The 23,315-nt window shown below is 71.5% G+C and carries 24 protein-coding genes and 1 riboswitch; of the genes, 11 read left to right on the top strand and 13 right to left on the bottom strand.

The annotated features are described in order from the left end of the window. The 4 genes from V7D63_RS09480 to hisC form a co-directional block, all read left to right on the top strand. Window positions 1–224: helicase C-terminal domain-containing protein (locus V7D63_RS09480; protein ID WP_333592030.1), on the top strand; the 224-nt coding region annotated here is incomplete at its 5' end. A 12-nt stretch (window positions 225–236) separates the two neighbouring features. Next, window positions 237–1,283 carry a DUF2125 domain-containing protein gene (locus V7D63_RS09485; RefSeq protein WP_333592031.1) on the top strand — a complete coding sequence of 349 codons (1,047 nt, stop codon included), beginning with the start codon at window positions 237–239 and terminating at the stop codon, window positions 1,281–1,283. Beyond that, entirely contained in the window at window positions 1,283–1,966 is a 684-nt protein-coding gene (locus V7D63_RS09490; protein WP_333592032.1) for a hypothetical protein, read from the top strand. The genes V7D63_RS09485 and V7D63_RS09490 overlap by 1 nt, the downstream gene beginning before the upstream one ends. A gap of 10 nt (window positions 1,967–1,976) precedes the next feature. Beyond that, window positions 1,977–3,083, top strand: a complete 1,107-nt coding sequence (gene hisC / locus V7D63_RS09495) for a histidinol-phosphate transaminase (RefSeq protein ID WP_333592033.1) — start codon at window positions 1,977–1,979, stop codon at window positions 3,081–3,083. Here the strand turns inward: hisC and V7D63_RS09500 are convergent, their stop codons facing one another. After that, entirely contained in the window at window positions 3,084–3,863 is a 780-nt protein-coding gene (locus V7D63_RS09500) for a hypothetical protein (RefSeq protein ID WP_333592034.1), read from the bottom strand. Between the two features lie 108 nt (window positions 3,864–3,971). Next, the gene (locus tag V7D63_RS09505; RefSeq protein WP_442882132.1) at window positions 3,972–4,220 is read right to left on the bottom strand and encodes a DUF1674 domain-containing protein; all 249 of its coding nucleotides are present in this window, start codon (window positions 4,218–4,220) and stop codon (window positions 3,972–3,974) included. 73 nt (window positions 4,221–4,293) lie between these two features. Here V7D63_RS09505 and htpX point away from each other — a divergent pair, with 73 nt between their 5' ends. Next, window positions 4,294–5,262, top strand: coding sequence for a zinc metalloprotease HtpX (gene htpX, locus V7D63_RS09510; protein WP_333592035.1), 969 nt, complete (start codon window positions 4,294–4,296; stop codon window positions 5,260–5,262). Between the two features lie 27 nt (window positions 5,263–5,289). Then, window positions 5,290–6,033 carry a dienelactone hydrolase family protein gene (locus tag V7D63_RS09515; protein ID WP_333592036.1) on the top strand — a complete coding sequence of 248 codons (744 nt, stop codon included), beginning with the start codon at window positions 5,290–5,292 and terminating at the stop codon, window positions 6,031–6,033. A 4-nt stretch (window positions 6,034–6,037) separates the two neighbouring features. On the opposite strand, the gene V7D63_RS09520 is transcribed toward V7D63_RS09515, so the two are convergent. The 5 genes from V7D63_RS09520 to mutS all read right to left on the bottom strand — a co-directional run bounded on the left by V7D63_RS09520 (window position 6,038) and on the right by mutS (window position 14,622). Beyond that, complete coding sequence (locus tag V7D63_RS09520) at window positions 6,038–6,499, bottom strand: OsmC family protein (RefSeq protein WP_333592037.1); 462 nt, start codon at window positions 6,497–6,499, stop codon at window positions 6,038–6,040. Then, window positions 6,499–7,530, bottom strand: a complete 1,032-nt coding sequence (gene trpS, locus V7D63_RS09525; RefSeq protein ID WP_333592038.1) for a tryptophan--tRNA ligase — start codon at window positions 7,528–7,530, stop codon at window positions 6,499–6,501. The genes V7D63_RS09520 and trpS overlap by 1 nt, the downstream gene beginning before the upstream one ends. Continuing rightward, window positions 7,530–9,125: a murein biosynthesis integral membrane protein MurJ gene (gene murJ, locus V7D63_RS09530; protein WP_333592039.1), complete on the bottom strand. Its 1,596-nt coding sequence runs from the start codon at window positions 9,123–9,125 to the stop codon at window positions 7,530–7,532. The genes trpS and murJ overlap by 1 nt, the downstream gene beginning before the upstream one ends. Window positions 9,126–9,155: 30 nt before the next feature. Then, window positions 9,156–11,810, bottom strand: a complete 2,655-nt coding sequence (gene glnD, locus V7D63_RS09535) for a [protein-PII] uridylyltransferase (protein WP_333592040.1) — start codon at window positions 11,808–11,810, stop codon at window positions 9,156–9,158. Window positions 11,811–11,940: 130 nt separating this feature from the next. Continuing rightward, window positions 11,941–14,622 carry a DNA mismatch repair protein MutS gene (gene mutS, locus V7D63_RS09540; RefSeq protein WP_333592041.1) on the bottom strand — a complete coding sequence of 894 codons (2,682 nt, stop codon included), beginning with the start codon at window positions 14,620–14,622 and terminating at the stop codon, window positions 11,941–11,943. A 128-nt stretch (window positions 14,623–14,750) separates the two neighbouring features. Further along, window positions 14,751–14,905, top strand: a riboswitch (cobalamin riboswitch). A 268-nt stretch (window positions 14,906–15,173) separates the two neighbouring features. Between mutS and V7D63_RS09545 the strand changes: the two genes are divergently transcribed. Further along, window positions 15,174–17,000, top strand: a complete 1,827-nt coding sequence (locus V7D63_RS09545; RefSeq protein ID WP_333592042.1) for a TonB-dependent receptor plug domain-containing protein — start codon at window positions 15,174–15,176, stop codon at window positions 16,998–17,000. Here V7D63_RS09545 and V7D63_RS09550 read toward each other — a convergent pair. From V7D63_RS09550 to V7D63_RS09560, 3 genes are all read right to left on the bottom strand, one after another. Next, window positions 16,984–17,880 carry an aldo/keto reductase gene (locus tag V7D63_RS09550; RefSeq protein ID WP_333592043.1) on the bottom strand — a complete coding sequence of 299 codons (897 nt, stop codon included), beginning with the start codon at window positions 17,878–17,880 and terminating at the stop codon, window positions 16,984–16,986. The two genes, V7D63_RS09545 and V7D63_RS09550, sit on opposite strands and share 17 nt — an antisense overlap. 81 nt (window positions 17,881–17,961) lie before the next feature. Continuing rightward, window positions 17,962–18,594, bottom strand: coding sequence for a maleylacetoacetate isomerase (maiA, locus tag V7D63_RS09555; RefSeq protein ID WP_333592044.1), 633 nt, complete (start codon window positions 18,592–18,594; stop codon window positions 17,962–17,964). Continuing rightward, window positions 18,591–19,238, bottom strand: coding sequence for a fumarylacetoacetate hydrolase family protein (locus V7D63_RS09560; RefSeq protein ID WP_333592045.1), 648 nt, complete (start codon window positions 19,236–19,238; stop codon window positions 18,591–18,593). The genes maiA and V7D63_RS09560 overlap by 4 nt, the downstream gene beginning before the upstream one ends. Before the next feature lie 135 nt (window positions 19,239–19,373). On the opposite strand from V7D63_RS09560, the gene V7D63_RS09565 reads away from it, so the two are divergent. From V7D63_RS09565 to V7D63_RS09575, 3 genes are all read left to right on the top strand, one after another. Next, window positions 19,374–19,751, top strand: a complete 378-nt coding sequence (locus V7D63_RS09565) for a glycine zipper domain-containing protein (protein ID WP_333592046.1) — start codon at window positions 19,374–19,376, stop codon at window positions 19,749–19,751. After that, complete coding sequence (locus tag V7D63_RS09570) at window positions 19,751–20,143, top strand: hypothetical protein (RefSeq protein WP_333592047.1); 393 nt, start codon at window positions 19,751–19,753, stop codon at window positions 20,141–20,143. The genes V7D63_RS09565 and V7D63_RS09570 overlap by 1 nt, the downstream gene beginning before the upstream one ends. A gap of 75 nt (window positions 20,144–20,218) precedes the next feature. Beyond that, window positions 20,219–20,398, top strand: coding sequence for a DUF1328 family protein (locus V7D63_RS09575; RefSeq protein WP_333592048.1), 180 nt, complete (start codon window positions 20,219–20,221; stop codon window positions 20,396–20,398). 36 nt (window positions 20,399–20,434) lie between these two features. Here V7D63_RS09575 and V7D63_RS09580 read toward each other — a convergent pair whose 3' ends face one another. From V7D63_RS09580 to V7D63_RS09590, 3 genes are read right to left on the bottom strand one after another with little or no spacing between them, the layout of a single operon-like run. Then, complete coding sequence (locus V7D63_RS09580; RefSeq protein ID WP_333592049.1) at window positions 20,435–21,286, bottom strand: metallophosphoesterase family protein; 852 nt, start codon at window positions 21,284–21,286, stop codon at window positions 20,435–20,437. Further along, a complete protein-coding gene (locus V7D63_RS09585) occupies window positions 21,286–22,257 on the bottom strand; it encodes a diacylglycerol/lipid kinase family protein (protein ID WP_333592050.1) in 972 nt (323 codons plus the stop codon). The genes V7D63_RS09580 and V7D63_RS09585 overlap by 1 nt, the downstream gene beginning before the upstream one ends. 49 nt (window positions 22,258–22,306) lie before the next feature. Further along, window positions 22,307–22,663, bottom strand: coding sequence for a hypothetical protein (locus V7D63_RS09590; RefSeq protein ID WP_333592051.1), 357 nt, complete (start codon window positions 22,661–22,663; stop codon window positions 22,307–22,309). Window positions 22,664–22,824: 161 nt separating this feature from the next. Between V7D63_RS09590 and V7D63_RS09595 the strand changes: the two genes are divergently transcribed. Continuing rightward, window positions 22,825–23,175, top strand: a complete 351-nt coding sequence (locus V7D63_RS09595; protein ID WP_333592052.1) for a YMGG-like glycine zipper-containing protein — start codon at window positions 22,825–22,827, stop codon at window positions 23,173–23,175. The last annotated feature ends 140 nt before the right edge of the window (window positions 23,176–23,315 follow it).

The following is a 23,315-nucleotide window of genomic DNA, read 5'->3' on the forward strand; positions in this document are numbered from 1 at the left end:
ACGACGCCCTGGCGCGCGGCCGCATGGCCCAGGCCTTCGGCCGACTGATCCGGCGGGCGGACGACAAGGGGGTGTTCGTCATGCTGGACGCCGCCTGTCCGACGCGGCTGTTCGCCGCCCTGCCGCCGGGGACCGAGGTGATGCGGCTGGGCCTGGCCGAGGCGGTCGCGCTGACGCGTGATTTTCTCAGCGACGGGGAGTCTGCGCGCGTCGCGCCGGTCTGATATGGAGACCGCATGACCGACGCCCCCGCCCCCCGTCACAGCCGACGCGGCCTGTTCGCGCCCCTGATCGCCGCCCTGGTCCTGTTGGCGGCCTGGACCGTCTGGTGGTTCTGGCTGGCGGGCCAGATCGAGGGGCGGTTGAAGACCCAGGCCGAGGCCCTGCGCGGCCAGGGCTGGGATGTCCGCTATGTCGAAGGCGGGATCGACGGCTGGCCGTTCCGAACGCGGCTGGCGCTGGACCGGGTGACGGTCGCGGCGCCTTCGGGCCACGCCCTGGCCGCGCCGCGCATCGTGGCCGAGGCCAATGCCTATAACCCGAGCAAATGGGTGCTGGTCGCGCCCGACGGCCTGACCCTGACGCGGGTCGGCAAGGGCGAGGTCAATGTGCGCGGCCAGGCCATCCGCATGAGCGTGCACGGCCTGAACCAGGCCTGGCCCAACATCGCCGTCGAGCTGGTTCGGCCCCAGTTCACGCCGCATCCGGGGGCCGAGCCGTTCCCCATTCGCCGCGCGGGCAAGGTGGAGTTCTACACCCGGCCGCACCGCACCACCGACGGCGGGCCGAACGACAGCGTCGATATGCTGTTCCGCCTGATCGACGCCGAGGGGCGCGACAGCGGCCCGGTCCAGGGCCTGGCCCAGGGCGGCCGGATGACGCTTCAGATCGAGGGGGTGGTCGAAAAGGCCAGCGCCCTGCGCGGCATGGACGAGGCAGGCGTCTTCTCGGCCTGGACGCGCGCGGGCGGACGCTTCAGCCGCATCCGAGGCGAGGCGGCGGCGGGCGACAGCCGCGCCCGGATCTCCAGCGAGGGCCTGTCGGCGGATGCGAACGGCCGCCTGGTCGGCCAGGTGGCGCTGAAGGCCGAAAAGCCGTTGCCGGCCATCGCCGGACTGGCGGGATCGGGCGACGGAGCGGTGAACCGGGCGGGTGCGACCGGTGCGGCGGCGGCCTCGGCGGCGTCGGGCGGCCAGGGCGACGTGGACCTGACCGTCGTCTTGCGCGACGGCCGCACCTATCTGGGACCCTTCGCCCTGGCCCCGGCGCCGAAGCTGTTCTGATGCTGGACGAGGCGCCGCACGACCCGGAACGAGCCGCGCGCGACACGGCCCTGAGAACGGCGTTGAAGGCCCGGCTGTCGCTGGGCGGGACCGGACGGCCGGACGCCCAGGCGCTGGCCCTGCGCGAGATCCTGGCGGGAACGACGCCGGACGAGGCGGCGGTGCTGAAGGCCGTCTGGGGCCGATTGTCGGCGGCCGAGGAAGGCCCGCTGGCGGTCTGGGGGGCGGCGGCCCAGGTTCTGGCGGCGGATCGGTTCGGCCTGTCGGGGCGGCTGGCGGCCGAGCCGGACCAGGCGCTGGATGAGGCGAGGCGGGGCGCGCGGGCCGTGCTGGACCTGACGCCGCGCACCCCCTGGTGGGGGCGGCTGCTGGCGCGGCCGGAGTTGAAGATCGTCGCCGCCCTGCCTGACGACGCGAACGCGCGGCCGCGCGCCGTGATCGTCTCGCGCCAGGCGCCCGGCCCGACCGGCGACGACCGCACCTTCTGGATCACCGACAGCGCGCGGCCGGACGCCGAGATCACGGCCCGCCTGGGCCAGGCCGGGCTGGCGGCGCAAGCGTTGCTTTCCGGCGGCGGCTTGAAGCTGTTCGTGCTGGCGGGCTATGTGCAGGCCGAGGACGGGCGGCTGAGCGGCGCGCCCGGCGACCTGACCGGCGTCATCGGCGCCGCCCCCGTGTTCTGAAGGCTTTCGCATGACCACCGGCCACGAATCTCAAGGACCTCGGCCCAAGCCCGGCATCCTGGACATCGCCCCCTATGTCGGCGGCAAGTCGCGCATCGACGGCGTGGCCGAGCCGATGAAGCTGTCGTCCAACGAGAACGCCCTGGGCGCGGGCGAAAAGGCGCGCGCGGCCTTCCAGGCGGCGGTGAACGGCATCCACATCTATCCCGACGGTCGGGCGGCCAAGCTGCGCGCGGCGGTGGCCGAACACCATCAGGTCGAGCCGGAGCGGCTGATCTTCGGCAACGGCTCGGACGAGGTCTTCGCCCTGTTGAACCAGACCTATCTGCGCCCCGGCGACAACATCGTCACCGGCCAGTACGGCTTCTTGGCCTATCGCATCAGCGCCAAAGCCAATGAGGGGATCGTCAAACTGGCCCCCGAACCGGGCTTCAAGGCCGAGGTCGACGCCCTGTTGGCCGAGGTCGATGAGCGCACCCGCATCGTCTATGTCTCCAACCCGTCCAACCCGACCGGCAGTTGGAATTCGGGCGAGGAGATCCGCCGCCTGCACGCCGCCCTGCCGCCCGAAATCCTGCTGGTGATCGACGAGGCCTATGCCGAATACGTCACCGAGCCGGACTGGGAGAGCGCCCTGCCGCTGGCGCGCGAGGCGTCGAACCTGATCGTCACCCGCACCTTCTCCAAGATCCACGGCCTGGGCGGCCTGCGCATCGGTTTCGGCTATGCGCCCCTGGCCGTCGCCGAAGCGGTGGACCGCATCCGCCTGCCGTTCAACGTCTCGGTTCCGGGGCTGGAGGCGGCGACGGCGGCGCTCGGCGACGCGGCGCACCAGAAGGCCTCGCGCGAGCTGATCCAGACCTGGCGGCCGCGCCTGACCCAGGCCCTGCGCGGCTTCGGCTTCGACGTCCTGCCGTCGGCGGGGAATTTCGTCCTGGTGCGGTTCGACGATCCTGAGCGGCGCCAGGCGGCCGACGCCCATCTGCACACCCGGGGGATCATCGTGCGTCCGGTCGGCGGCTACGGCCTGCACGACGCCCTGCGCATCACGGTCGGCACCGAGGATCAGAACCGCGCCGTCATCGACGCCCTGAGCGAATTCGCCGCCGGGACCTGATCAGCCGCGCTCGCCCGGCTCCTGGCGATAGCCGTGGCGGGGCGGCGGCCCGACGGGCGGGGCGTCCGGCGGGGGCAGGTCGCCGTAATAGGGCGCGCCGTGACCGGAATCATAGCGTGACTCTGGACGCGGTTCCGGCGCGCGGCAGTCGCAGTCGGCGCGTCCGTCCGACCGGCCGTGGTCATAGCCTCGGTCGTAGGCGCGGCTTTCGCGGCCGGTGATCTCCTGCTCCCAGGCCGCCTCGGTCTCGCGTCGATAGGTTTCGCTGCGTTCCCAGCGTTCGTAATGGTCCGAAGAGACCTCGCGGCGGTCGTCGCGCCAGCGTCCCTCGCGGCCGTAGCGGTCGTCACGCCGGACCTCTGGTCCGCCCACCCGATAGTCGCGGCCGAAGCCCCGGACGACATAGCCGAACGGCGCGCTGGCCGGGGCCGTGACCAGATCGCGGTCGTCGACGTGGACATAACCACCGCCCACGCCCCAGTCCCCGGCGTATCCGTAGTCGCCCGCATAGCCGCCGCCGTGGATGAAGGTCCCGCCGCCGACATAAGTCCGCGCCATTGAGGACGAATAGGATCGGGCGTTGATGTAGGACCGGGCCGAGGCCGATGCGTTCGCATTGGCGTTCACATTGACGTTGACGTTGGCGTTCACCGGCGGTCGGCAGCCGCCGCCGCAGGAACCGGGCGGCGGGGACGGGCGATGACCGCCGCCGCGCTCGCTGGCGAGGGCCGGGCTGGACAGGATCAGGGCGGCGAGCGCCGCCGAGGTCAGGACGCGCATGAACGAGACTCCGCTTGCGACGGCAGTCTAGGCGCGGGCGCCCGCCCGGTCGGGGGTTCGCACCCGGCGGGCGACGATCAGGGTTAAGGTTCGCCTGTGAGGGGCGGGTCAGAAATCGACCGCCAGCCCCTTCTTCTCCCAGTCGCCGTAGCGGGTCGGTTCGGGTCCGCGCGGGCCGCCGTTCTCGGGCGGCAGGTCGGCGGCGGGCGCGGCGCGGCGGCGGGTCTCGGCCTCGATCAGGGCGCGGCGCGCGGCGTCCGAAAGCGGCTTCAGCGGCGTGGCGCCGGGCACGTCCGTGTTCAGGCGGGGGGCCTGCTCGGCCTTGTGGGCATCCTCGGGGGTGGGCTGTTCGGTCACAGGGGGCGTCTCTTGAGCGGCGGGCGCGAGGTCCTCAGATAGGAGGTCTGTTCCACCGCGTCATCCGTTGATCATGAACCATCTGAAGACCTTCACCCTATTGGCGGCGCTGACGGCGCTGTTCGTGGGCGTCGGCTATCTGATCGGCGGCGCGACCGGCATGGTGATCGCCCTGGTCGTGGCCGGGGGCATGAATCTGTTCAGCTACTGGAACGCCGACAAGATCGTGCTGAAGATGTACCGCGCCCAGCCGGTGGACGCGGCGCATCCGAACGCGGTGGTGCGCAACTATGTCGCCGACGTGCAGCAGATGGCCGCCGACGCGGGCCTGCCCCAGCCGACCATCGCCATCATCCCCAACGACCAGCCCAACGCCTTCGCCACCGGCCGCAATCCGGCCAACGCCGCCGTCTGCGCCACCACGGGCCTGTTGGACATGCTGACGCGTGAGGAGATCCGGGGCGTGATGGCCCACGAACTGGCCCATGTGAAGAACCGCGACACCCTGACCATGACGGTCACGGCGACGGTGGCGGGGGCCATCGCGGCCCTGGCCAACTTCGCCATGTTCTTCGGCGGAGGGGGTGATGATCGCGAGCGTCCGGGCGGCCTGATCGGGACCCTGGCCCTGATGATCCTGGCGCCGATGGCGGCGGGCCTGGTGCAGATGGCCATCAGCCGAGGCCGCGAATACGAGGCCGACCGCGTCGGCGCCGAGATCGCCAACGACCCCCAGGCCCTGGCCAGCGCCCTGCAGAAGATCGAGGCCTACGCCAGGCGCATCCACAATCCGACGGCCGAGCGCAATCCGGCCTCGGGCCAGTTGTTCATCATCAATCCGCTGGCGGGCGAGCGGGCCGACAATCTGTTCTCGACCCACCCGGCCACCGGCAACCGGGTGCGGGCGCTGATGGAGATGGGGGCCAAGATGGGCATGACGCCGCGCGCCGCCGCGCCCCGGGCCGTCGCTGAACCGACGCCGGCGCGGCCGGTTACGACCGGGGTTCCGGTGACGGCGCCGCGACGCGGCCCTTGGGGCTGACGCCCGACGCAGGCTAGGTGTCCGGTCATGGACACGCTTTCAGAACGCTGGACCCGGCTGGAGCCGCACATGACGATGGTCGGGCCGGACGACGACCGGCCCAGGCCGACCGTCATCCTGTTCCACGGCTGCGGCGGTCTGCGGGACCATCTGCCGCGCTATGCCGAGGCGGCCAGGGCCGTGGGCTGGCGCGCCTGCATCATCGATTCCTACACGCATCGCGGACTGAGCCAGGCCATGGCCCTGGGCCTGGTGTGCACCGGCCTGATCCTGCGCGGGGGCGAGCGGTCGGGCGACGTCCTGGCGGCCATCCACGGCCTGTCGGAACGGCCGGACGTGGACGCCTCGCGCCTGGCACTGGCCGGATGGAGCCACGGCGGCTGGTCGATCATGGAGGCGATGAGTCTTGATCCCCATGCCTCCGGCGCGGCCGGTCTGCGCGACGCCCAGGCGTGCGGCCTGTCAGGGGTAAAGGCGGTGTGGCTGGCCTATGCCTATGTCGGCTTCGCGGCGATCAACCGGATGCGGGCCTGGCGGCACTGTCCCAAGGTGCTGGCCGTCACGGCGCGGCGCGACCACCTGACCACGGTGCGCAACGCCGAACAGGTCAACGCCATGATCCGCGGCTGCGGCGCCGAGGTCGAGACGTGGATCGCCGAGGGCACCCACAGTTTCGACGAACCGATGAACGCCCCGCCGATGCGTTATGACGACGCCCTGGCCGCCGAGGCCCTGAGGCGGTTCGCGGCCCTGCTGGAGGACGTGGCCTAGACGATCAGACGCTTTCGACCCGCACCGGCGCGCGGATGGAGTTGGCGATGAAACAGTCTTCGTGGCTGCGGTGGTGCAGGTCGGCGACATCGTCGGGCGTCGGCGTGGTCTCGCCCGACCAGGCGACGCGGGGCCGCAGGGTCACGGCGGTGATCGCCGTCTTGCCGCGCTCGTCGCGGCCGAGGGTTCCCTCGGCCTGATCGACATAGGAATCGACCGTGAACCCGGCCTTGGCGGCATAGGCCAGGAAGAACATCATGTGGCAGGCCGAGACGGCGGCCACCAGGGCCTCCTCGGGATCGACGGCGGCCGGGTCGCTCAACGGCGGCAATATGCTGGACGGATCGGATGAAGCGCGCACCACGGCGCCGCCGTCGAAGCGCCAGTCATGCGCCCGGCTGTAGCGGCGGTCGGTGAAGACCTGATCGCCGCGTTTCCATTCGATGGTGGCGGTGTGAGCGGACATCAGCCCCTCCAGAAGCCGACGATGCGCTTGGTCTCTTCGACCACCGGGTCGGCGATGGCGGCGGCGCGTTCGGCGCCGTCCTTCAGCACGCGGTCGATCTCGTCGGGGGCGGCCATCAGGCGGCGCATCTCGGCGGTGATCGGGGCCAGGCTCTCGACCGCCAGTTCGGCCAGTTTCGGTTTGAAGGCGCCGAAGCCCTGGCCCGCGAACTGGGCCAGCACCTGCTCGCGCGACAGATCGGCCAGGGCGGCGTAGATGGCGACCAGATTCTTGGCCTCGGGCCGGGCGTCCAGGCCTTCCAGCGTCTCGGGCAGGGGTTCGGGATCGGTCCTGGCCTTCTTGACCTTGGCGGCGATGGCGTCGGCGTCGTCCATCAGATTGATGCGCGACTGGTCCGACGGATCGGACTTGGACATCTTGGCCGCCCCGTCGCGCAGGGACATGACGCGCGGCGCCGGTCCCTGGATCAGCGGTTCGGGCTGGGGGAAGAAGCCGGGCGCGCCGAAGTCGTTGTTGAATTTGGCGGCGATGTCGCGGGTCAGCTCCAGATGCTGTTTCTGGTCCTCGCCGGTCGGCACCTCGGTGGCCTTATAGACCAGGATGTCGGCGGCCTGGAGCACGGGGTAGGTATAGAGACCCACCGACGAGCGCTCCTTGTGCTTGCCCGACTTCTCCTTGAACTGGGTCATCCGGTCCAGCCAGCCGAGGCGGGCGACGCAGTTGAAGATCCAGGCCAGTTCGGCGTGGGCGCGCACCGCCGACTGGGGGAAGATGACCGAACGCGCCGGGTCCAGACCCGAGGCCAGATAGGCGGCGGCGATCTCACGCGTCTGGGCGGTCAGGACGGCGGGGTCCTGCCACACGGTGATGGCGTGCAGGTCGGCCACGAACAGGAAACAGGGCGCGCCCTGTTCCTGCAAGGCGACGAACCGCTTCAACGCGCCGAGGTAATTGCCCAGGTGCAGGGCGCCGGAGGCCTGAATGCCGGACAGGATGCGGCGCGGGCCGGTGTAGGTGATCTCTTCGGTCATCAATCCATGCTCACTGGGGCGCCGCCGGGTTCGCGCTTGAGAACCGCTTTAAGCTCGGAGACGCTGGTCGCGCGGAACAGCACGACGGCGAGGGCGTACACGACCATGCCCGCGCCGCAAACCAGGACGACGGCGATTTCCTTGCTCAGGAAGACGCGCGCCAGGGTCGGATAGGCGATCCCGCAGGCCAGCAGCAGCCCGCCCATGACCGCGCTGGCGGCCAGGATGCGCGACAGGCGCGAGACGAAGGGCAGGGTCGGCCGCCAGGCGTTCTCGCGCACCAGGGTCCCGGCCAGAAGGGCCACGTTGATCCAGGCCGACAGGCTGGTGGCGACCGCCAGGCCCAGCACGCCGTCATGGCCCAGGCGGCTGAGACCCAGGAACAGGGCGGTCCCCACCACCACGGTGACGGCCACGGCGGCCACAGCGTAGATCATCGGCCGACGCGTGTCCTGGCGGGCGAAGAAGGGCGGCGTCAGCACCTTGGCCAGGACGAAGGCCGGAACGCCCCAGGCGAACTGGCGCAGAACGTCGGCCGTGCGCGCCGCGTCGGCCGAGGTGAAGGCCCCGCGCGTCACCGTGGCGTCGATGATGAAGAAGGGAATGACGAACAGGGCCGTGGCCGCGGGCAGGGTGAAGGCCATGGCCAGGGCGATGCCGTCGTCCAGCGTCTTCTTGCCCCCTTCGTGATCTCCGGCGACGAAGGCGCGGGTCAGGCGCGGCACCAGGGCCAGGCCGATCGCCACCCCGACCAGGCCCAGCGGCAGTTGGTACAGGCGGTCGGCGTTGTACAGCACCGACCGGGCGCCCTCGTCCGAACCGGTCAGAAGCTGGCTGACCACCGAATTGATCTGCATGGCGCCGCCGGCCAGGGCGCCGGGCACGGCCAGGGCCAGGGCGTGTCTGACCGCCGGAGTCAGGCGCGGCAGGCCGATCTTCAGCCGCACGCCCAGACGACGCACGCCCCACCACAACAGCGCCGCCTGCAGGAAGCCCGAAACCGTGACCGCCGCGCTGGTCGCCAGCAGCACCGTGTCCAGATCGACGCCGGGCATCAGGCTGGGCGCCAGAAGGGCGATCAGGGTGCAGACGTTCAGCAGCACCGGCGCGCCCGCCGACAGGGCGAATTTCCCGGCCGTGTTCAGCACCCCGGACAACAGGGACGCCACCGTCATACAGGCCAGATAGGGCATGGCGAGCTGGGTCGCCGTGACCGCCAGCCTCATCAGGGCGGGCTGATCACGATAGGCCGACAGCAGCCACGGCATGATCCACGGCATCAGCACCTGCAACAGGATGCAGAAGGCCGCGACCACGGCCAGCATGAAGGACAGGGCCTCGGACGCGGTGACCGCCGCCGCCGCCTCTCCCTCGCGTTCGCGCACGCCGCCGTAAACGGGCACGAAGGCCTGGGCGAAGGCGCCCTCGGCGAACAGGCGCCGGAACAGGTTGGGCAGCATCAGGGCGGTGGTGAAGGCGTCCATCAGCGGTCCCTGGCCGAAGCGGGCCGCCAGGACCATGTCGCGCGCGAACCCCATCAGGCGGCTGCCCAGGGTCAGGGTCGCCTGGACCAGGGTGTTTCGGGCGAGGCTCATGCGGGGGGACGCCGGAGAGGGGGAGGACGTCTAGCCCTTAGCGCGCTTCCGGGCCGGACGGAACGGGCCGATGTCGGAGACGTCGCGCGTGCCGGCGCGGGCCGAGGCGACGGGGCGATGCCCGGCGGGCCGGTCCAGCACGGCGGTCAGGGCGTCATGGGCGGCGGCCAGGCGGTGCTTGCCCGGCGGGCCGCCCGCCGCGTCGACGACATAGAAGCTGTCGACCGCGCGCGCGCCGAAACCGGCCACATGGGCCGAGCGGATCGACAGGCCCGCGTCGGTCAGGGCGGCGGCCAGGTCGGCCAGCAGACCGGGCCGGTCGGGACCGGAGACCTCGATGACGGCGGCGCCTTGCCCGGCCTCGGGCAGGACCATGACCACCGGCGCCACCTCGAAGGCGGCGCGGCGCGGGCTGACGGGCGGCGCCGCCGGGGCGGAACGGGGGGCGGCGCCCCGCGCGGCGGCGTCGAGCGCGGCCACCAGGGCGTCCAGGCGGCGCGGCTCGGCCTGGCCATAGGGCAGGCCCGCCCCGTCATGAAGATCGAACACGTCCAGCGCCAGGCCCTGGTCGGTGGTGGCGACGCGGGCGCCGACGACGTCGGCTCCGGCGGCGGCCAGGGCGGCGGCCAGGTCGGCGAACAGGCCGGGCCGGTCGGGCGCGGCGACGGCGACGCGGGCCACCGCCTCGTCCGGTTCGACCGGCAGGGCCTGGACCGCCGCCCCCTCGGTCCCGGCGCGGGCGACCAGCATCGGATGTTCGGCGGCGGGATCGGGCGCATCGACGATCTCGCCCCGGAACAGGGCCTCGGTGCGGAAATGAAGGTCGCGCATCAGCCGCCCCTTCCAACTGTTCCACACGCCCGGCCCGACCGCGCGAATATCGGCCACGGTCAGGACCAGCAGCAGGCGCAGCCGTTCGGGATCGCCGACGATCTCGGCGAAGGCGCGCACGGTGGCGGGGTCCGAGACGTCGCGCTTCTGGGCGTAGTCGGACAGCACCAGGTGATGGCGCACCAGCCAGCAGACCAGCTCGGTGCGGCGACTGGCGACGCCCAGCCGCTCGCAGGCGCGGCGCGCGGCCAGGGCGCCGTCCTCGATCTGGCCCCGGTCGCCGCCCTTGCCCACGTCGTGCAGCAGCATGGCCAGCATCAGGGCCTCGAAATCATCGATCCGATGCACGATGTCGCTGGCCAGCGGATGGTCGTCCTTCAGCTTGCCGCGCCAGATGTCGTTGATCAGGCCGATGGCCTGGAGCGTGTGCTCGTCGACCGTATAGGCGTGGTACATGTTGAACTGGGTCTGGCCGACGATCCGGCCCCATTCGGGCAGGAACCGGCCCAACAGACCCGTCTCGTTCATGATCGACAGCACGCGATAGGGTCTCTGCCCCTGGGCCAGCACGTCCAGGAAGGCGCGGCTGGCGACCGGGTCGCGGCGCAGACGCGGCGTCACCAGCGACAGCGACCGGCGCACGGCGGCGAAGGCGTCGGGGTGCAGGTCCAGGTCGTGGTCGTCGGCGGCGACGAACAGGGTCAGCAGCCGCGTCGGGTCCTCGGCGAAGACCTGGGGTCCCGCGACCGACAGCCGCCCCTGGTCGATCAGGAAGCCGGGTGTCTGAAGCTTCTTGGTGCGGCCCGGCAACAGACGTGACAAGCCCATGGCCTTCTTCTGCTGGCGCGCCTCCAACTGGGCCGAGACGGCGCGGGTCAGGGCGCCGACGTCGCGCGCGTGCTGGAAATAGCGGCGCATGAAGCGCTCGACCGCCGGTTCGTCGCCGCGCCCGCGCCAGCCCATGCGCCGCGCCACCTCGGGCTGACGGTCGAAGGTCAGCCGCTCCTCGGCCCGGCCCGCGATCAGATGCAGGTGGCAGCGCACTCGCCACAGGAAGTCGAAGGCCTCGTCGAAGGTGCGGCCGTCGCGCGGGGTCAGCAGGTCTTGCAGCGCCGCGGCGCCCAGAACGCTGTCCGGCGCCAGGGCGCGGGCGATCCAGAACAGGGCGTTGAGATCGCGCAGGCCGCCCTTGCCGTCCTTGACGTTCGGTTCGACGGCGTAGCGAAAGGCGCCCGCCTTCTGGTGCCGCACGTCGCGCTCGGCCAGTTTGGCGGCGATGAAGGGCCGGGCGTCGGACGACTTCACCGCCTTGCGAAAACGCGTCAGCAGGGTCTCGGCCAGGTCCTGGTCGCCCGCCAGGAAGCGGGCCTCCAGCACCGTCGTGCGCACCGTCATGTCGCGTTTGGACAGCGACAGGGTCTCGTCCAGCGAGCGGCTGGCCGAGCCGATCTTCCAGCCCAGGTCCCACAGGACGTAGTGGATGAACTCCGTCACCTGTTCGATGCGCGGCGTCGGCTTCCAGGGCCGCAGGAACAGAAGGTCCAGATCGGAAAACGGCGCCAGGACCCCGCGTCCGTAGCCGCCGACGGCCAACAGGGCCAGACGCTCGGCCTCGGTCGGATTGGGGGCGGGATACAGGACCTGGGTCGTCACCCGCCACAGGGCCTGAAGCGCCTCGTCGGCGGCGGCGGAATACAGACGCGCCACCTCGACCCCGCCCAGGCCCGCCGCCAGCCGGTGCCCGACGCGCGTGCGCGCGGCGCCCCAATGGTCGCGCAGAACGGCGGCGACGGCGGCCCGGCTGTCGGAAGCCGAGGCGGCCTGAACCAGACGGGCGTCGAGCGCCTCCGCCATCAGATCCTCCCCCATGCCAATGGGGGAGGGGGACCGCCGAAGGCGGTGGAGGGGGCGAGTTCAAGCGCCGGTGTGTGTGGTCGCCCCCTCCACCACTGCGTGGTCCCCCTCCCCCGTGAACGGGGGAGGGTCATTTGGAGAGTCCCTTCAGACGGTACAGGGCCTCCAGCGCCTCGCGCGGGGTCAGGTCGTCGGGGTGGATGGCGGCCAGGGCGTCGTCGACGGCCGAGGACGGCGGCGGGGCGGGCGGCTCGGCGAGCGCGAACAGGGGCAGGTCGTCCAGCCGCCCGGCGGCGGCCTTTTCGCCCTCCAGCCGCTCCAGCACGCCGCGCGCGCGGGCGACGACGGCGGGCGGAACGCCGGCCAGTTTCGCCACCTGAACGCCATAGCTGCGGTCGGCGGCGCCGGGCGCGGCCTCATGCAGGAAGACCAGTTCGCCGTTCCACTCCTTGGCCTTCATCGACAGATTGCAGACGTGGTCCAGCCGCGTCTCCAGCCGGGCCAGCTCGTGATAGTGGGTGGCGAACAGGGTGCGGGCGCGATTGGTCTCGTGCAGGGCCTCGGCCACGGCCCAGGCGATGGCCAGGCCGTCATAGGTGGCGGTGCCGCGCCCGATCTCGTCCAGCACCACGAAACTGCGCGGCGTAGCCTGGGTCAGGATGGCGGCGGTCTCGACCATCTCCATCATGAAGGTGGAGCGGCCGCGCGCCAGATCGTCTCCGGCGCCGACGCGGCTGAACAGCCGGTCGACCACGCCCAGCCGCATCGACCGGGCGGGCACGAAACACCCGGCCTGGGCCAGCACCACCAGAAGCGCGTTCTGGCGCAGGAAGGTCGACTTGCCCGCCATGTTCGGCCCGGTGACCACGGCCAGACGCGCGCCGTTCGCCCCCGCGCCGTCCAGCCGCGCGTCATTGGGGGTGTAGGGGTCGCCCGCCGCCTTGACCGCCGCCTCGACCACCGGATGGCGGCCCGCCTCGACAGTGAAACATAGGCTGTCGTCGACCAGCGGACGCACGGCGCCCGCCTCCTCGGCCCATTCGGCCAGGGCGGCGTCGACGTCCAGCGCGGCCAGGGCCTCGGCGGCGGCCTGAAGCGCGGCGGCCTGATCCTGAACGGCGCGGCGCCAGGTCTCGAACGTCTCCTGCTCCATGGCCAGGGCGCGGTGGCCGGCCTGGCTGATCTTGGCGTCCAGTTCCGACAGTTCGACGGTGGTGAAGCGGACCTGGTTGGCCAGGGTCTGGCGATGGATGAAAGGACTGTCAGGACCCGCGCGCATCAGCGGCTCGGCCGCCCTGGCCGTGGTCTCCAGGAAATAGCCGAGCACGGCGTTGTGACGCACCTTGAACGGCACGCCGGATTCGCGACAGGCGCGGGCCTCCAGCTCGGCGACGACGCGGCGGCTGTCGTCGCGCAGGGCGCGGGTCTGGTCCAGTTCGGGGCGATGGTTCGCGGCCACGAAGCCGCCGTCGCGGGCCAGGTGCGGCGGCTCCTGGACCAGGCCTTCGATCAGGGATTCCAGCAGGTGCTGCACCTCGGTCGGCGGCGTCAGGCGGGCCAGGGCGTCGGCGATGCGCGGGGGGGGTCCGTCCAGGGGATCGCCGCTCGCGGCGAACAGGCCCGAAATCGACTGGGCGGTGATCAGGCCCGCGCGGATGGCGGCCAGGTCGCGCGGCCCGCCCCGTCCCAGGGCCAGGCGCGACACGGCGCGGGCCACGTCGGACGAGGCGCGCAGATGTTCTCGAAGATCACGTCTCAGGTCGCGGCGCGCCAGCAGCCATTCGATCCCGTCCAGCCCGCGATTGATGGCGGCCGGATCGGTCAGGGGTCGGGCGATGCGTTCACTGAGCGCTCGGGCGCCGCCCGAGGTGACGGTGCGGTCGATCGCGGCCAGCAGCGATCCCTCGCGCTCGCCGCGCTGGGTGCGGTCGATCTCCAGACTCAGCCGGGTGGCCGGGTCGATGGCCATCCAGCCGGTTTCCGCGGCGCGGCGCGGCGGCGACAGGGCCGGGACCTTGCCCGCCTGGGTCGTCTCCAGATAGGCGGCGATCAGACCCAGGGCCGAGACCTCGGCCTCTTCAAAGGCGCCGAAGCCGTCCAGGGCCGCGACGCCGTACAGCCTCTGCACCCGGTCGCGGGCGGCCGTCGGTTCGGCCAGGGCGGCGGGCATGGCCTGGGCCACGCCGCCGGAGCCGTCCAGGGCCGCGCGCGCCTGGTCGTCGGCGAACAGCCGGTCGGGCACCAGCACCTCGGACGGACGGAAGGCGGCCAGGGTGGCGGCCAGGTCCTCGGGCGCGCAGGCGACACTGTCGACCGATCCGGCCGACAGCTCGACCACGGCCACGGCGGCCCGGCCCCGGCGCACGGCCACGGCGGCCAGGCGATTGGCCCCGCGCGCGTCCAGCAGACTGTCCTCGGTCAGGGTGCCGGGGGTGATGACGCGCACGATGTCGCGCCGGACCACGGCCTTGGAGCCGCGCTTCTTAGCCTCGGCCGGGTCCTCCAACTGTTCGCACACGGCGACGCGGAAGCCCTGGCGGATCAGCCGGGCGATATAGCCCTCGGCCGCATGAACCGGGACGCCCGCCATGGGGATGTCCTCGCCGCCGTGCTTGCCCCGCTTGGTCAGGGTGATGCCCAGGGCGGCCGCCGCGACCTCGGCGTCCTTGAAGAACAGCTCGTAGAAGTCGCCCATGCGGAAGAACAGGATGGCGTCCGGCTGGGCCGTCTTGGCCGCCAGGAATTGCGCCATGACCGGCGTGGTCTGGGCGTCAGGCGCGGGAACCGGCGGGGGGACGAGCGGGGCGTTCATGGGTCGGCCGCAGGGTGACGGATTGGCGGCCCCGGCTCAAGCGGCATACCGACCCTCCCCCGCTTCGCAGAGGAGGATCGTTATTGCGCGAGCCTTCAAGCCCTGCGAAAAGCCCCGCCAGGCGGTTAAGGGAACGCGGTCAGACACCGCGGCTGTGCCCGCAACTGTAGGCGGCGACGTCGTCGTTCGATCCGGGGAGCGTTCCCCGGCGCCACTGGAAAACCAGCAATGGGCGACCGGGAAGGCGTGAACGGCGGGGGATGACCCGCAAGCCAGGAAACCTGGCCGCCGACGTCGCTCGTCCGCTGTCCGGGACCAGACAGAGGCGCGGGGACTGCCGAAGCGAAATCGCGGATTTCGCTCCAGCACAGTGCGAGGGCCTGATTCACGGCATCGGCGGAAACGCGAAGCGTTTCCCCCTCAACCGATCAGACCCCTGTTCCGTCGAAGCGACCCGATCCGGCGTCGTCCGGCCCGTTCAGGGACCGGCGGATCGGTCGCATCCATGGTCGCGCCGCGCGCCGCGTCGGGACCTGACGGAGACGGAACCCATGCGGTCCATCCTGCTTTCCACAGCCGCTCTCGCGGCGATTCTTCCCCTGTCGGCCGCCCATGCGGAGACCGATTCCAACACCCTGCCCGAGGTGGTGGTCACGGCCACGCGCCTGCCGGCCATCGTCGCCGACACGCCCGGCGCGCGGGCCATCGACGCCCGAACCATCGAGCGGCGCGGGGCGGTGTTCGCGGCCGACATCCTGACGGACATTCCCGGCCTGTCGGTCTATCGCGCCGGTTTCGGCGGGGTGGCCTCGGTGCGCATTCGCGGCGTCAGCCAGGACAAGTCGCTGGTGCTGGTCGACGGCGTGCCGGTGAACGACGCCAGCCAGCCGGCGGGCGGTTTCGACTTCTCCGGCTTCGACCTGGGCGACATCCAGCGCGTCGAGGTGCTCAGCGGGCCGCAGTCCTCGCTGTGGGGTTCGGACGCCATCGGCGGGGTCATCGCCTTCACCAGCCGCGAGTTGGACGGTCTGCGCGCCGAGGCGGAAGCCGGGTCCTACGACACGCTGCGGGGCCGTCTGGCCGTCGGCCGGGCCAATGACCGCTGGGCCGTCGGGGCCTTCGTCTCGCGTTTCGACACCGACGGCTTCTCGGCGGCGGACGCGGCGAACGGAAACACCGAGGACGACGGCTTTGAAAACACCACCGTCGGTCTGAACGGCCGCTTCGCCTTCGATCCGCGGCTGTCGATCGACGGGCGTCTGCGTTGGTCCGACAGTTTCGCGGAGCTGGACGGCTTCGGCCCGGTGGACGCGGCGGACACGGCCGCGACCGAAACCCGATCCGGCTTCGTGCGGCTGCGCGCGGCCGACGTGCTGGGTCTGGATCATCAGATCACGCTCGCCGCCTCCGAGATCGAGCGCGACAGCGTCAGCGCCTATCCCTCGGTCTATCAGGGCGAACGCCGCCTATGGCGCTGGCAGGCCGACAGCCGCGATCAGAACGCGGCCCTGACCTATGCCTTCGGCGCCGAACGCGAGGAGACCGAGGCCGATCTGAACGGCCGCACGGCGGGTCTGGGGACCACCTCGATCTTCGGCGTCGCGCGCTATCGGCCCAATGAGCGGCTGAGCCTGAACCTGGGTCTGCGCCATGACGAGACCGACGACTTCGGCGGCGAGATCACCGGCCGCGCCTCGGCGGCCTATGCGCTGGGCGGGGGCTTCATCCTGTCGGGCGCCTATGGGACGGGCTTCAAGGCGCCGTCGGTGGCGCAATCGGTGTGCGACTTCTGCTTCGTCTTGCCGACCACCCATCCGGCGGCCCTGGCGCCGGAAACGGCCAAGGGCGGCGAGATCGCCCTGGGCTGGACCTCGGCCGACCGGCGCATCGACGGACGGCTGACCCTGTACCGGCTGGAGGTCGAGGATCAGATCGACGGCTTCTTCAACTCCGGGACGTGGGAGTTCTACTACGTCAACATCGACCGGACCCGCACCGACGGGCTGGAGTTCGAGGGCTTCGCCGACCTGGGCGGCGGCTGGGATCTGAACCTGGCCTATGCCTGGACCGATGCGACGGACCTGGGCGCCGGAACGCCGATCCTGCGCGTGGCCGAGCATTCGGGTTCAGCGACCCTGGGCTGGACTGGTGAACGCCTGTCGGGCGCCCTGACCGTGCGGGCCGAGGGCGACATGCCGGATTCGGGCGGAACGCGCGACGGCTTCACGGTCGTCAATCTGAACGGGGCCTGGGCGGTCAACGACCGGGTCAGTTTGACGGCGCGGATCGAGAACCTGACCGACACCCACTATCAGCAACTGCGGGGCTACGGCGAGGCGGGCCGGTCGGCCTATGTCGGGATCAGGCTGCGCTACTGATGACGGCGCGGGCGTCGGCGGCGAAGGCCGCCGGCGCCTCCAGCCCCAGGGCCGACCAATCCAGATCGGGGCGCGGCGCGTGGGCGGCGGCCAATATGGCGCGCAGTTCGGCGGCCGAGGCGACGCTGGCCGTCACGGCGGCGACGCCGTCCAGGCCCAGGGCGAAGGCCAGGGCGGCCTGCATCGGGTCCAGCCGGGCCTCGGCCAGGCGGCGCCGGGTGCGCGACAGGGCCATGGCGTGGCCGTTCAAATGATGCGGCAGGCCCTCGCTGTCGGCGAACAGCACGCCGCCGGCGAAGACGGATGAGACGTGGACGGCGCAGTCCTGGGCGGCCAGGGCGGCGATGACGCCCTCGGTCGCGGCGCGCTGATCCAGCAGATTGCAGGGCAGTTGCACCACGTCGGGCGACAGGCGTCGGGCCAGGGCGACCGGGCTGTCGTCGATCTCGGCGCAGACGCCGATGCGGCGGAACAGGCCCTTGTCCTTGAGTGCGCACAGCCGGTCCCACAGGGCGCGGCCCTCGGCCCCGGCCAGGTCGTTGGCGCTGGACACCAGCAGCAGGTCGCCGCGCGGCAGGCCCAGCCGTTCGAGAGAGCGCCGGGCGCGGGCCTCGACCCGGTCGACGCCTTCGGAGACGGAGACGGTGCGGGCGCTGACGCGGAAGGGCGAGGGGAAGGGCCAGGCCTGGCCCAACAGCCGTTCGCCATCGCCGTCGGGGCGGGTGGCGATCAGGCCGACCCCGGCCTCGGCCGCCGTCTGCAGCAGATGGCGCATGGCGTCCTCGCGCGCGCCGGCGGGCGCGGGAAGCGCACGTTCCGGCTCGGTCACCACCGCCAGGGCCAGGCGATCGACAGGAGAGGGCGAGGAGGGGAAGCTCACCCTCGGACATTGCCGAACAATGTTTAAGGGACCGTCTGCGAGACCCTTACGAACCCTTACCCGGCGAACATGGGTCGGGCATCAGTCCGCGTCGGGCTGGCGGTCGGGATGGGCGGCCTGGAAGGCGGGATGGGCGTCGGCCGCGGTCTCGATCGCCAGCAGGCGGGGGAAGGCGTCCAGCGCCACATGGAACCGCCGCGCCGAATAGATCTGCGGGATCAGATAGCAGTCGGCCAGGGTCGGGGCGTCGCCGAAGCACCAGCCGTCTCCGTGCCGGGCGACCAGGGCTTCCAGCGCCGTGAACCCCGGCGTGATCCAGCGCGCGGCCCAGGCGTCGACGGCGGCCTGATCGGCGCCGAAACCCTCACGCAGGGCCTTGCCGACGCGCAGATTGTTCAGCGGATGGATGTCGCAGCCGATCAGGGCGGCCATGGCCCGGACCTGGGCGCGCGCGACCGGGTCGGACGGCAGCAGCGGCGGAGCCGGATGCGTCTCTTCCAGCCATTCCAGAATGGCCGGACTCTGGGTCAGGACGGCGCCGTCGATCTCCAGCGCCGGGACCAGACCTTGCGGGTTCAGGCGCAGATAGGTCTCGGATCGCTGGTCGCCCCGGCGCAGGTCGACGCCATGCTGTTCGTAGTTCAGGCCCTTCAGATTCAGGGCGATGCGGGTGCGGTAGCTGGTGCCCGAGCGCCAATAGCCGTGCAGGATCATGGGCGCACCGTGAAGCTGAGGGGGGACAGGCCGTCGATCCGCGCCTCGACGCGGTCGCCGGGAATGATCGGGCCGACGCCCTCGGGCGTGCCGGTGAAGATCAGGTCGCCGGGCTTGAGCGCCCACAGCGTCCCCGCCTTGGCCACGATCTCGGCGGGGTTCCAGACCATGTCGTCCAGGCGGCCTGACTGGCGGACCTGGCCGTTGACCGACAAGGCGATGACGGCGGCTGGATCGGGCGGGGCGCCCAGGGTCAGGGCGCCGCAGGGGGCCGACTGGTCGAAACCCTTGGCCGCGTCCCACGGCCGTCCCTTGGCCTTCGCGGCCGCCTGGAGATCGCGCCGGGTCAGGTCGCAGCCGACGGCCCAGCCGATGATGTCGCCGCCTTCGCCGATGGCGCAGACCAGTTCGACCTCATGGTGCAGATCGGCCGTGGCGGGCGGATAGGCCGGGTCCGCCCCGTCGCTGACTAGGGCGTCGGCGGGCTTGGAGAAGAAGAAGGGTTCGGCCCGCTCATGGCCCATTTCGCGGGCGTGCGCGGCGTAGTTCTGACCCACGCAGAGGATGCGGCGCACGGGAAATCGCGCGTCCTGTCCCAGGATCGGCAGCGACGGTGCGGCGGGGGGCGGAAACAGCCAAGTCATGGGCGAGGGGTGGCGGCCGCGCTCGCTGCTGTCAACGCCCGCGACCATGTTGCATTGCGGGAACCGTCGCCGTGGTGTGGCGTTTTCCGGCAGGGTTGCTTATCTAACGCCAAGCTTAAGACCGGAGCGCGCATCATGGCCACCACCAAGGCGAGAGAAGACATCAAGAACGACCTGAAGACCCTCAAGGAGGATCTCAAGGTCGGCGCGCGCGAAGAGACCGCGCGCCTGCGTGAGAAGGCCGGCGCCGCCGAGGCCCGGATTCGTGAAAAGGCCGCCGAGACCGGCGCCCAGTTGCGCGCCCGCTCGGAAGAGCTGCGCGGCCAGGCCCGCGACTATTACGAAGAGGCCCGCGTGCGCGGCCGCGAATATTATGATGACGCCGCCGAGCGCCTGGACGAGGCCCAACGCTATCTGACCGAGCGGGTGCAGGAGCGTCCGGTCCAGTCGACGGCCATCGCCCTGGGCGTGGGCCTCATCCTGGGTCTGCTCCTGGCCGGCCGTCGCCGCTGATGTTCGGTCGCGGGCTGGTGAAGAAGGCGGCCGCCGCGGCGGTCGTGGCCGCGTGCGCCTTCGTGGTGATCGTGGCCCTGGGGGCGTCCGAGTTCTACGCCCTTTGCCTGGTGCTGCCGCCGCTGGCGGCGGCGTCCCTGACGGCCTTGAGTTTCGCCGTCCTCGCCCTGGTCACGGCCCTGATCTATCTGGTCCGCCAGGACGAGGAGGAGGAGGAAGAGGAGATCGAATCCGCGGGCCTGGGCGAGCGCGCCTTCGCCCTGTTCCGTCAACGTCCGATCCTGGGGACGGTGGCGGCCCTGGCGGGCGGGTTCATCTTCTTGCGCAATCCCGCCTTGGCGACCATGGTCGCGGCGGCCTTCACCGAGAGGTCGTCGCGCCGTCGACGGTGATCGCCGCAAGCCGATCATCGGAACATCACGACCCCAGTAGCGTTGATCCCCCCATTCGATCCAAAGGAGGGTTTCATGTTGCGTGCGGCCCTTGTGTTTTTGGTCCTGGCCCTGGTCACGGGCGTCCTGGGCGTCGGCGGCGTGATCGGCGCGCCGTCGATGAGCGTCGCCTACGGACTGTTCCTGGTCTTTCTGCTGCTGGTGACCGTGTCCTTCATCACCGCCGATCTGCGGCGCGGCGGCCCGCGCGCCTGACGGTCGGCGCCTGACGCCCTTGGCGCGCGCCCGAAGTCAGCGGGCGGCGGCCTCCAGTTCGCCCGGAACCGCCGGGTCGGGCGCCGTCTCGACGCGCCGCGTGTCCTGACGCCGCGGCAGGCACCAGGTCCGGTGCGGGGTGAAGGCGCCGTCGATCCAGGCCATGGCCGTGACCGTCACTGTCTCGGCGTCCCATTCGATCTGGTTGAAACTGGCCGGAACCCCGCGCTCGCGATGCGACAGGGTCCCGCAGCCGACGGCGTAGGACTGGCGATCCGACAGGTCGATCGGCACGGCGAACGGCACATGGACATGGCCCGTCAGCACCAGGTCCACCCCGGCCTCGGCGAAGATGCGCGCGGCGGCGTCGCCGCGCCTGACGTCGCCGGTCACGGGCGCGCCGATCATCTCGATCAGCGGATGATGACAGGCCAGGATGCGCAGGGCGCCGATCGGTGCGTTGCGCAGGGCCTCGGCCGCGCGCCGGGTCTGGTCCAGATCGATGACGCCCTTGGACCAATTCAGCCGCGCCTGCCAGCCGCGCGCCGTGGCCACCCCGCGCACCATGACGGCGTCGGACTTGAACTCATGGTCATGGGCCGGATGGCCGATGGCCCGCTCGAAGGCGCGCCAGGGCCAGAACAGCCGGGCGGCCAGGCTCCAATAGGGCACGTCGTGATTGCCCACGGTGACGAACACCGGCTGGGGCAGGGCGCGGACCCAGTCGCCCGCCGCCGCGAACTCGTGCGGGCGGCCCTTCTGGGTGATGTCGCCGGTGATCAGGATCAGGTCCGGCGGCGCGGCATGGGCGTGGTCCAGCGCGGCCTTGACGGCGCGACCGTGCTCACAGCCGAAATGCACGTCCGAGAATTGCAGCAGCCGCCCCATCAATCGGCGGTCTCGGGCGCGGGCGGGCGGGGGGCCAGGGCGCGAAAGGCGCGCGGCAGGAAGACCACCACGGCCTCGCGGTCCAGAACGGTCGGCTCGCCGTCGATTACGGCGGGGATGCGCGAGCGGGCGCCGATGGCGATGCGCCGCGCCGGGCGGCTCGAAACGGCGGGATCACGGCGCCAGTCGTCGAACAGGGCGTGGGCGGCCATGCGCAGGGTCTCGGCCGCGTCGGCCGGGTCCATGGCTGCGGCCTCCAGGCCGACCGGCTCCTCCATGGCCTTGGAGATCACCGGGCTGATCAGGACCAAGGCCCCGGTCCGCCTGGCCCGCGCCCCGTCCAGGCTGTACCGCAGGCGGCCGGAAAACGCTCGTTTCACGGCCTGTTGGGCATGGCTCCACGCCAGCTTCAGCTTGCCGGCCCGCAAGGCCTCGCGCGCGGGCGCCCAGAGCGCGGGCGAACCCAGGATGGCGGCGCAGAAGAACGGCTCCTCGCCGTTGATGCGGCCGCCGGCGACGAACTGGGGTTCGCCCGCCTCCAGCGCCTGGCGCAGGGCGATCTTCCAGTCGGTCGTGCCGTACAGGGCCTTGGGCAGCATGTTCATGGTGCCGCCCGGCAGGGGGGCGATCAGCGGTCCGTCCGGCCCGGCCGCGGCCGCCACCGCCCGCGCCGTGCCGTCTCCGGCCAGAACGAAGACGGCGTCAGGCCCATGCTCGAAGGCGGCGGCGACGGCGTCGTCGAAATCCCCGTCCAGCGGGCGGACCTCGGCCTGGAGCGCATAGTCGGCGAAGATGGCGCGCGCCTCGGCCTCGGCGTGCGCGCCGACGCTTCCCGACAGGGGATTGAGCAGCAGGACGACGCGTTTCAGCGTCGCGTGCGGGGTCAGGCCGCGTGGCGCGGCGGCTGGATCGTCAGACGTGACGGCGGGATCTCCCGCGGCCGGTCCCGCGTCGGTCATGGTCGCGGACATGCCGCCCGAACGCGCGTCGGGCGGCGATGTTCCTGAAGTCCTTCGGCGGTCAGGAGGCCTTCATCTCCTCGGCGGCCTTTTCGGCGCCGGCTTCCAGGGCGTCGCCGGTCTTGGCGGCGGCGTCGCCCGCTTGGTCGGCGGCCTTCTCGGCGGCTTCCGGGGCCTGGCCAGCCAGACCGCGTACGCCGTTCCAGGCGCCCGAGACCCAGCCGTCCATCACCGCGCCGCCGGCCGACAGGGATCGTTCCTTGATCCCCATGACCAGGCTCGCCGCGCCGAACAGGGCCAGCAGGGTGACCAATAGGCCGACGATCGGATTGCCGCCGCTGGAACGGCGCCCTCTGCGCGCCCAGACTGGACCGTGATCGCCGTCGTCCGCCATGCGGACAGGTTCAGGAAAACGCATACGAAGCCCCCTCAACTCCAAACACGGCGCGCATGGACGCGCCGCCGACCGATGGCTGGATACATTAATACAGCCTTATCCTTGAGAATAGCCGGGGAACCTGTGCCATAATCCAGCGTTCTCTCCTCCGGGGCGAACCCAAGAGATTGAAGGAAAGCACCATGAACAAGGCCATCATCGCGATCGCCGGGGCCGGTCTTCTGGCTTCCGCCTGCGCCAGCGACCCGTACGGTTACAATTCGGGACCCAATGAAGCGGTTCGCCAGGGCGCCGCGGGCGCGGCCATCGGCGCCGTCGCGGGCGCCATCATCGGCAACAACACCGGCAGCGGCAACGCCGCCACCGGCGCGGCCATCGGCGCGGCCATCGGCGGCGTCGCCGGCGCCGTGCGCGGCTCGAACCAGGATCGCGCCAACCAGCAGCGCTATCGCGACAGCCAAGGCCGGTACTACTATTGCTACGATAATCGCCAGAGCGAATGCTACTGGGAGAACGGCCAGCGCCGCTACTAGGCCGCGAGGGCCGGTCGGGACCGGGGGTCTCGACCGCATGATCAAGGGCGGTCCGTCGCGTGGCGGGCCGCCCTTTTTCGCGCCTGAAGAAGAGGCGGCGACGGTGCGTCGGCGCGTCCCGGTGGCGGGCGGCGGGGCGG

It is taken from the genome of Brevundimonas sp., from assembly GCF_036732845.1.
Classification (GTDB): Bacteria; Pseudomonadota; Alphaproteobacteria; order Caulobacterales; family Caulobacteraceae; genus Brevundimonas.

Excerpts from the sequence above, each read along its gene's own strand:
- V7D63_RS09485 (WP_333592031.1), top strand. The coding sequence starts at position 237 with ATGACCGACGCCCCCGCCCCCCGTCACAGCCGACGCGGCCTGTTCGCG.
- V7D63_RS09490 (WP_333592032.1), top strand. The coding sequence starts at position 1,283 with ATGCTGGACGAGGCGCCGCACGACCCGGAACGAGCCGCGCGCGACACG.
- hisC (WP_333592033.1), top strand. The coding sequence starts at position 1,977 with ATGACCACCGGCCACGAATCTCAAGGACCTCGGCCCAAGCCCGGCATC.
- V7D63_RS09500 (WP_333592034.1), bottom strand. The coding sequence starts at position 3,863 with ATGCGCGTCCTGACCTCGGCGGCGCTCGCCGCCCTGATCCTGTCCAGC.
- htpX (WP_333592035.1), top strand. The coding sequence starts at position 4,294 with ATGAACCATCTGAAGACCTTCACCCTATTGGCGGCGCTGACGGCGCTG.
- V7D63_RS09515 (WP_333592036.1), top strand. The coding sequence starts at position 5,290 with ATGGACACGCTTTCAGAACGCTGGACCCGGCTGGAGCCGCACATGACG.
- V7D63_RS09520 (WP_333592037.1), bottom strand. The coding sequence starts at position 6,499 with ATGTCCGCTCACACCGCCACCATCGAATGGAAACGCGGCGATCAGGTC.
- trpS (WP_333592038.1), bottom strand. The coding sequence starts at position 7,530 with ATGACCGAAGAGATCACCTACACCGGCCCGCGCCGCATCCTGTCCGGC.
- murJ (WP_333592039.1), bottom strand. The coding sequence starts at position 9,125 with ATGAGCCTCGCCCGAAACACCCTGGTCCAGGCGACCCTGACCCTGGGC.
- glnD (WP_333592040.1), bottom strand. The coding sequence starts at position 11,810 with ATGGCGGAGGCGCTCGACGCCCGTCTGGTTCAGGCCGCCTCGGCTTCC.
- mutS (WP_333592041.1), bottom strand. The coding sequence starts at position 14,622 with ATGAACGCCCCGCTCGTCCCCCCGCCGGTTCCCGCGCCTGACGCCCAG.
- V7D63_RS09545 (WP_333592042.1), top strand. The coding sequence starts at position 15,174 with ATGCGGTCCATCCTGCTTTCCACAGCCGCTCTCGCGGCGATTCTTCCC.
- maiA (WP_333592044.1), bottom strand. The coding sequence starts at position 18,594 with ATGATCCTGCACGGCTATTGGCGCTCGGGCACCAGCTACCGCACCCGC.
- V7D63_RS09560 (WP_333592045.1), bottom strand. The coding sequence starts at position 19,238 with ATGACTTGGCTGTTTCCGCCCCCCGCCGCACCGTCGCTGCCGATCCTG.
- V7D63_RS09565 (WP_333592046.1), top strand. The coding sequence starts at position 19,374 with ATGGCCACCACCAAGGCGAGAGAAGACATCAAGAACGACCTGAAGACC.
- V7D63_RS09570 (WP_333592047.1), top strand. The coding sequence starts at position 19,751 with ATGTTCGGTCGCGGGCTGGTGAAGAAGGCGGCCGCCGCGGCGGTCGTG.
- V7D63_RS09575 (WP_333592048.1), top strand. The coding sequence starts at position 20,219 with ATGTTGCGTGCGGCCCTTGTGTTTTTGGTCCTGGCCCTGGTCACGGGC.
- V7D63_RS09580 (WP_333592049.1), bottom strand. The coding sequence starts at position 21,286 with ATGGGGCGGCTGCTGCAATTCTCGGACGTGCATTTCGGCTGTGAGCAC.
- V7D63_RS09585 (WP_333592050.1), bottom strand. The coding sequence starts at position 22,257 with ATGTCCGCGACCATGACCGACGCGGGACCGGCCGCGGGAGATCCCGCC.
- V7D63_RS09590 (WP_333592051.1), bottom strand. The coding sequence starts at position 22,663 with ATGCGTTTTCCTGAACCTGTCCGCATGGCGGACGACGGCGATCACGGT.
- V7D63_RS09595 (WP_333592052.1), top strand. The coding sequence starts at position 22,825 with ATGAACAAGGCCATCATCGCGATCGCCGGGGCCGGTCTTCTGGCTTCC.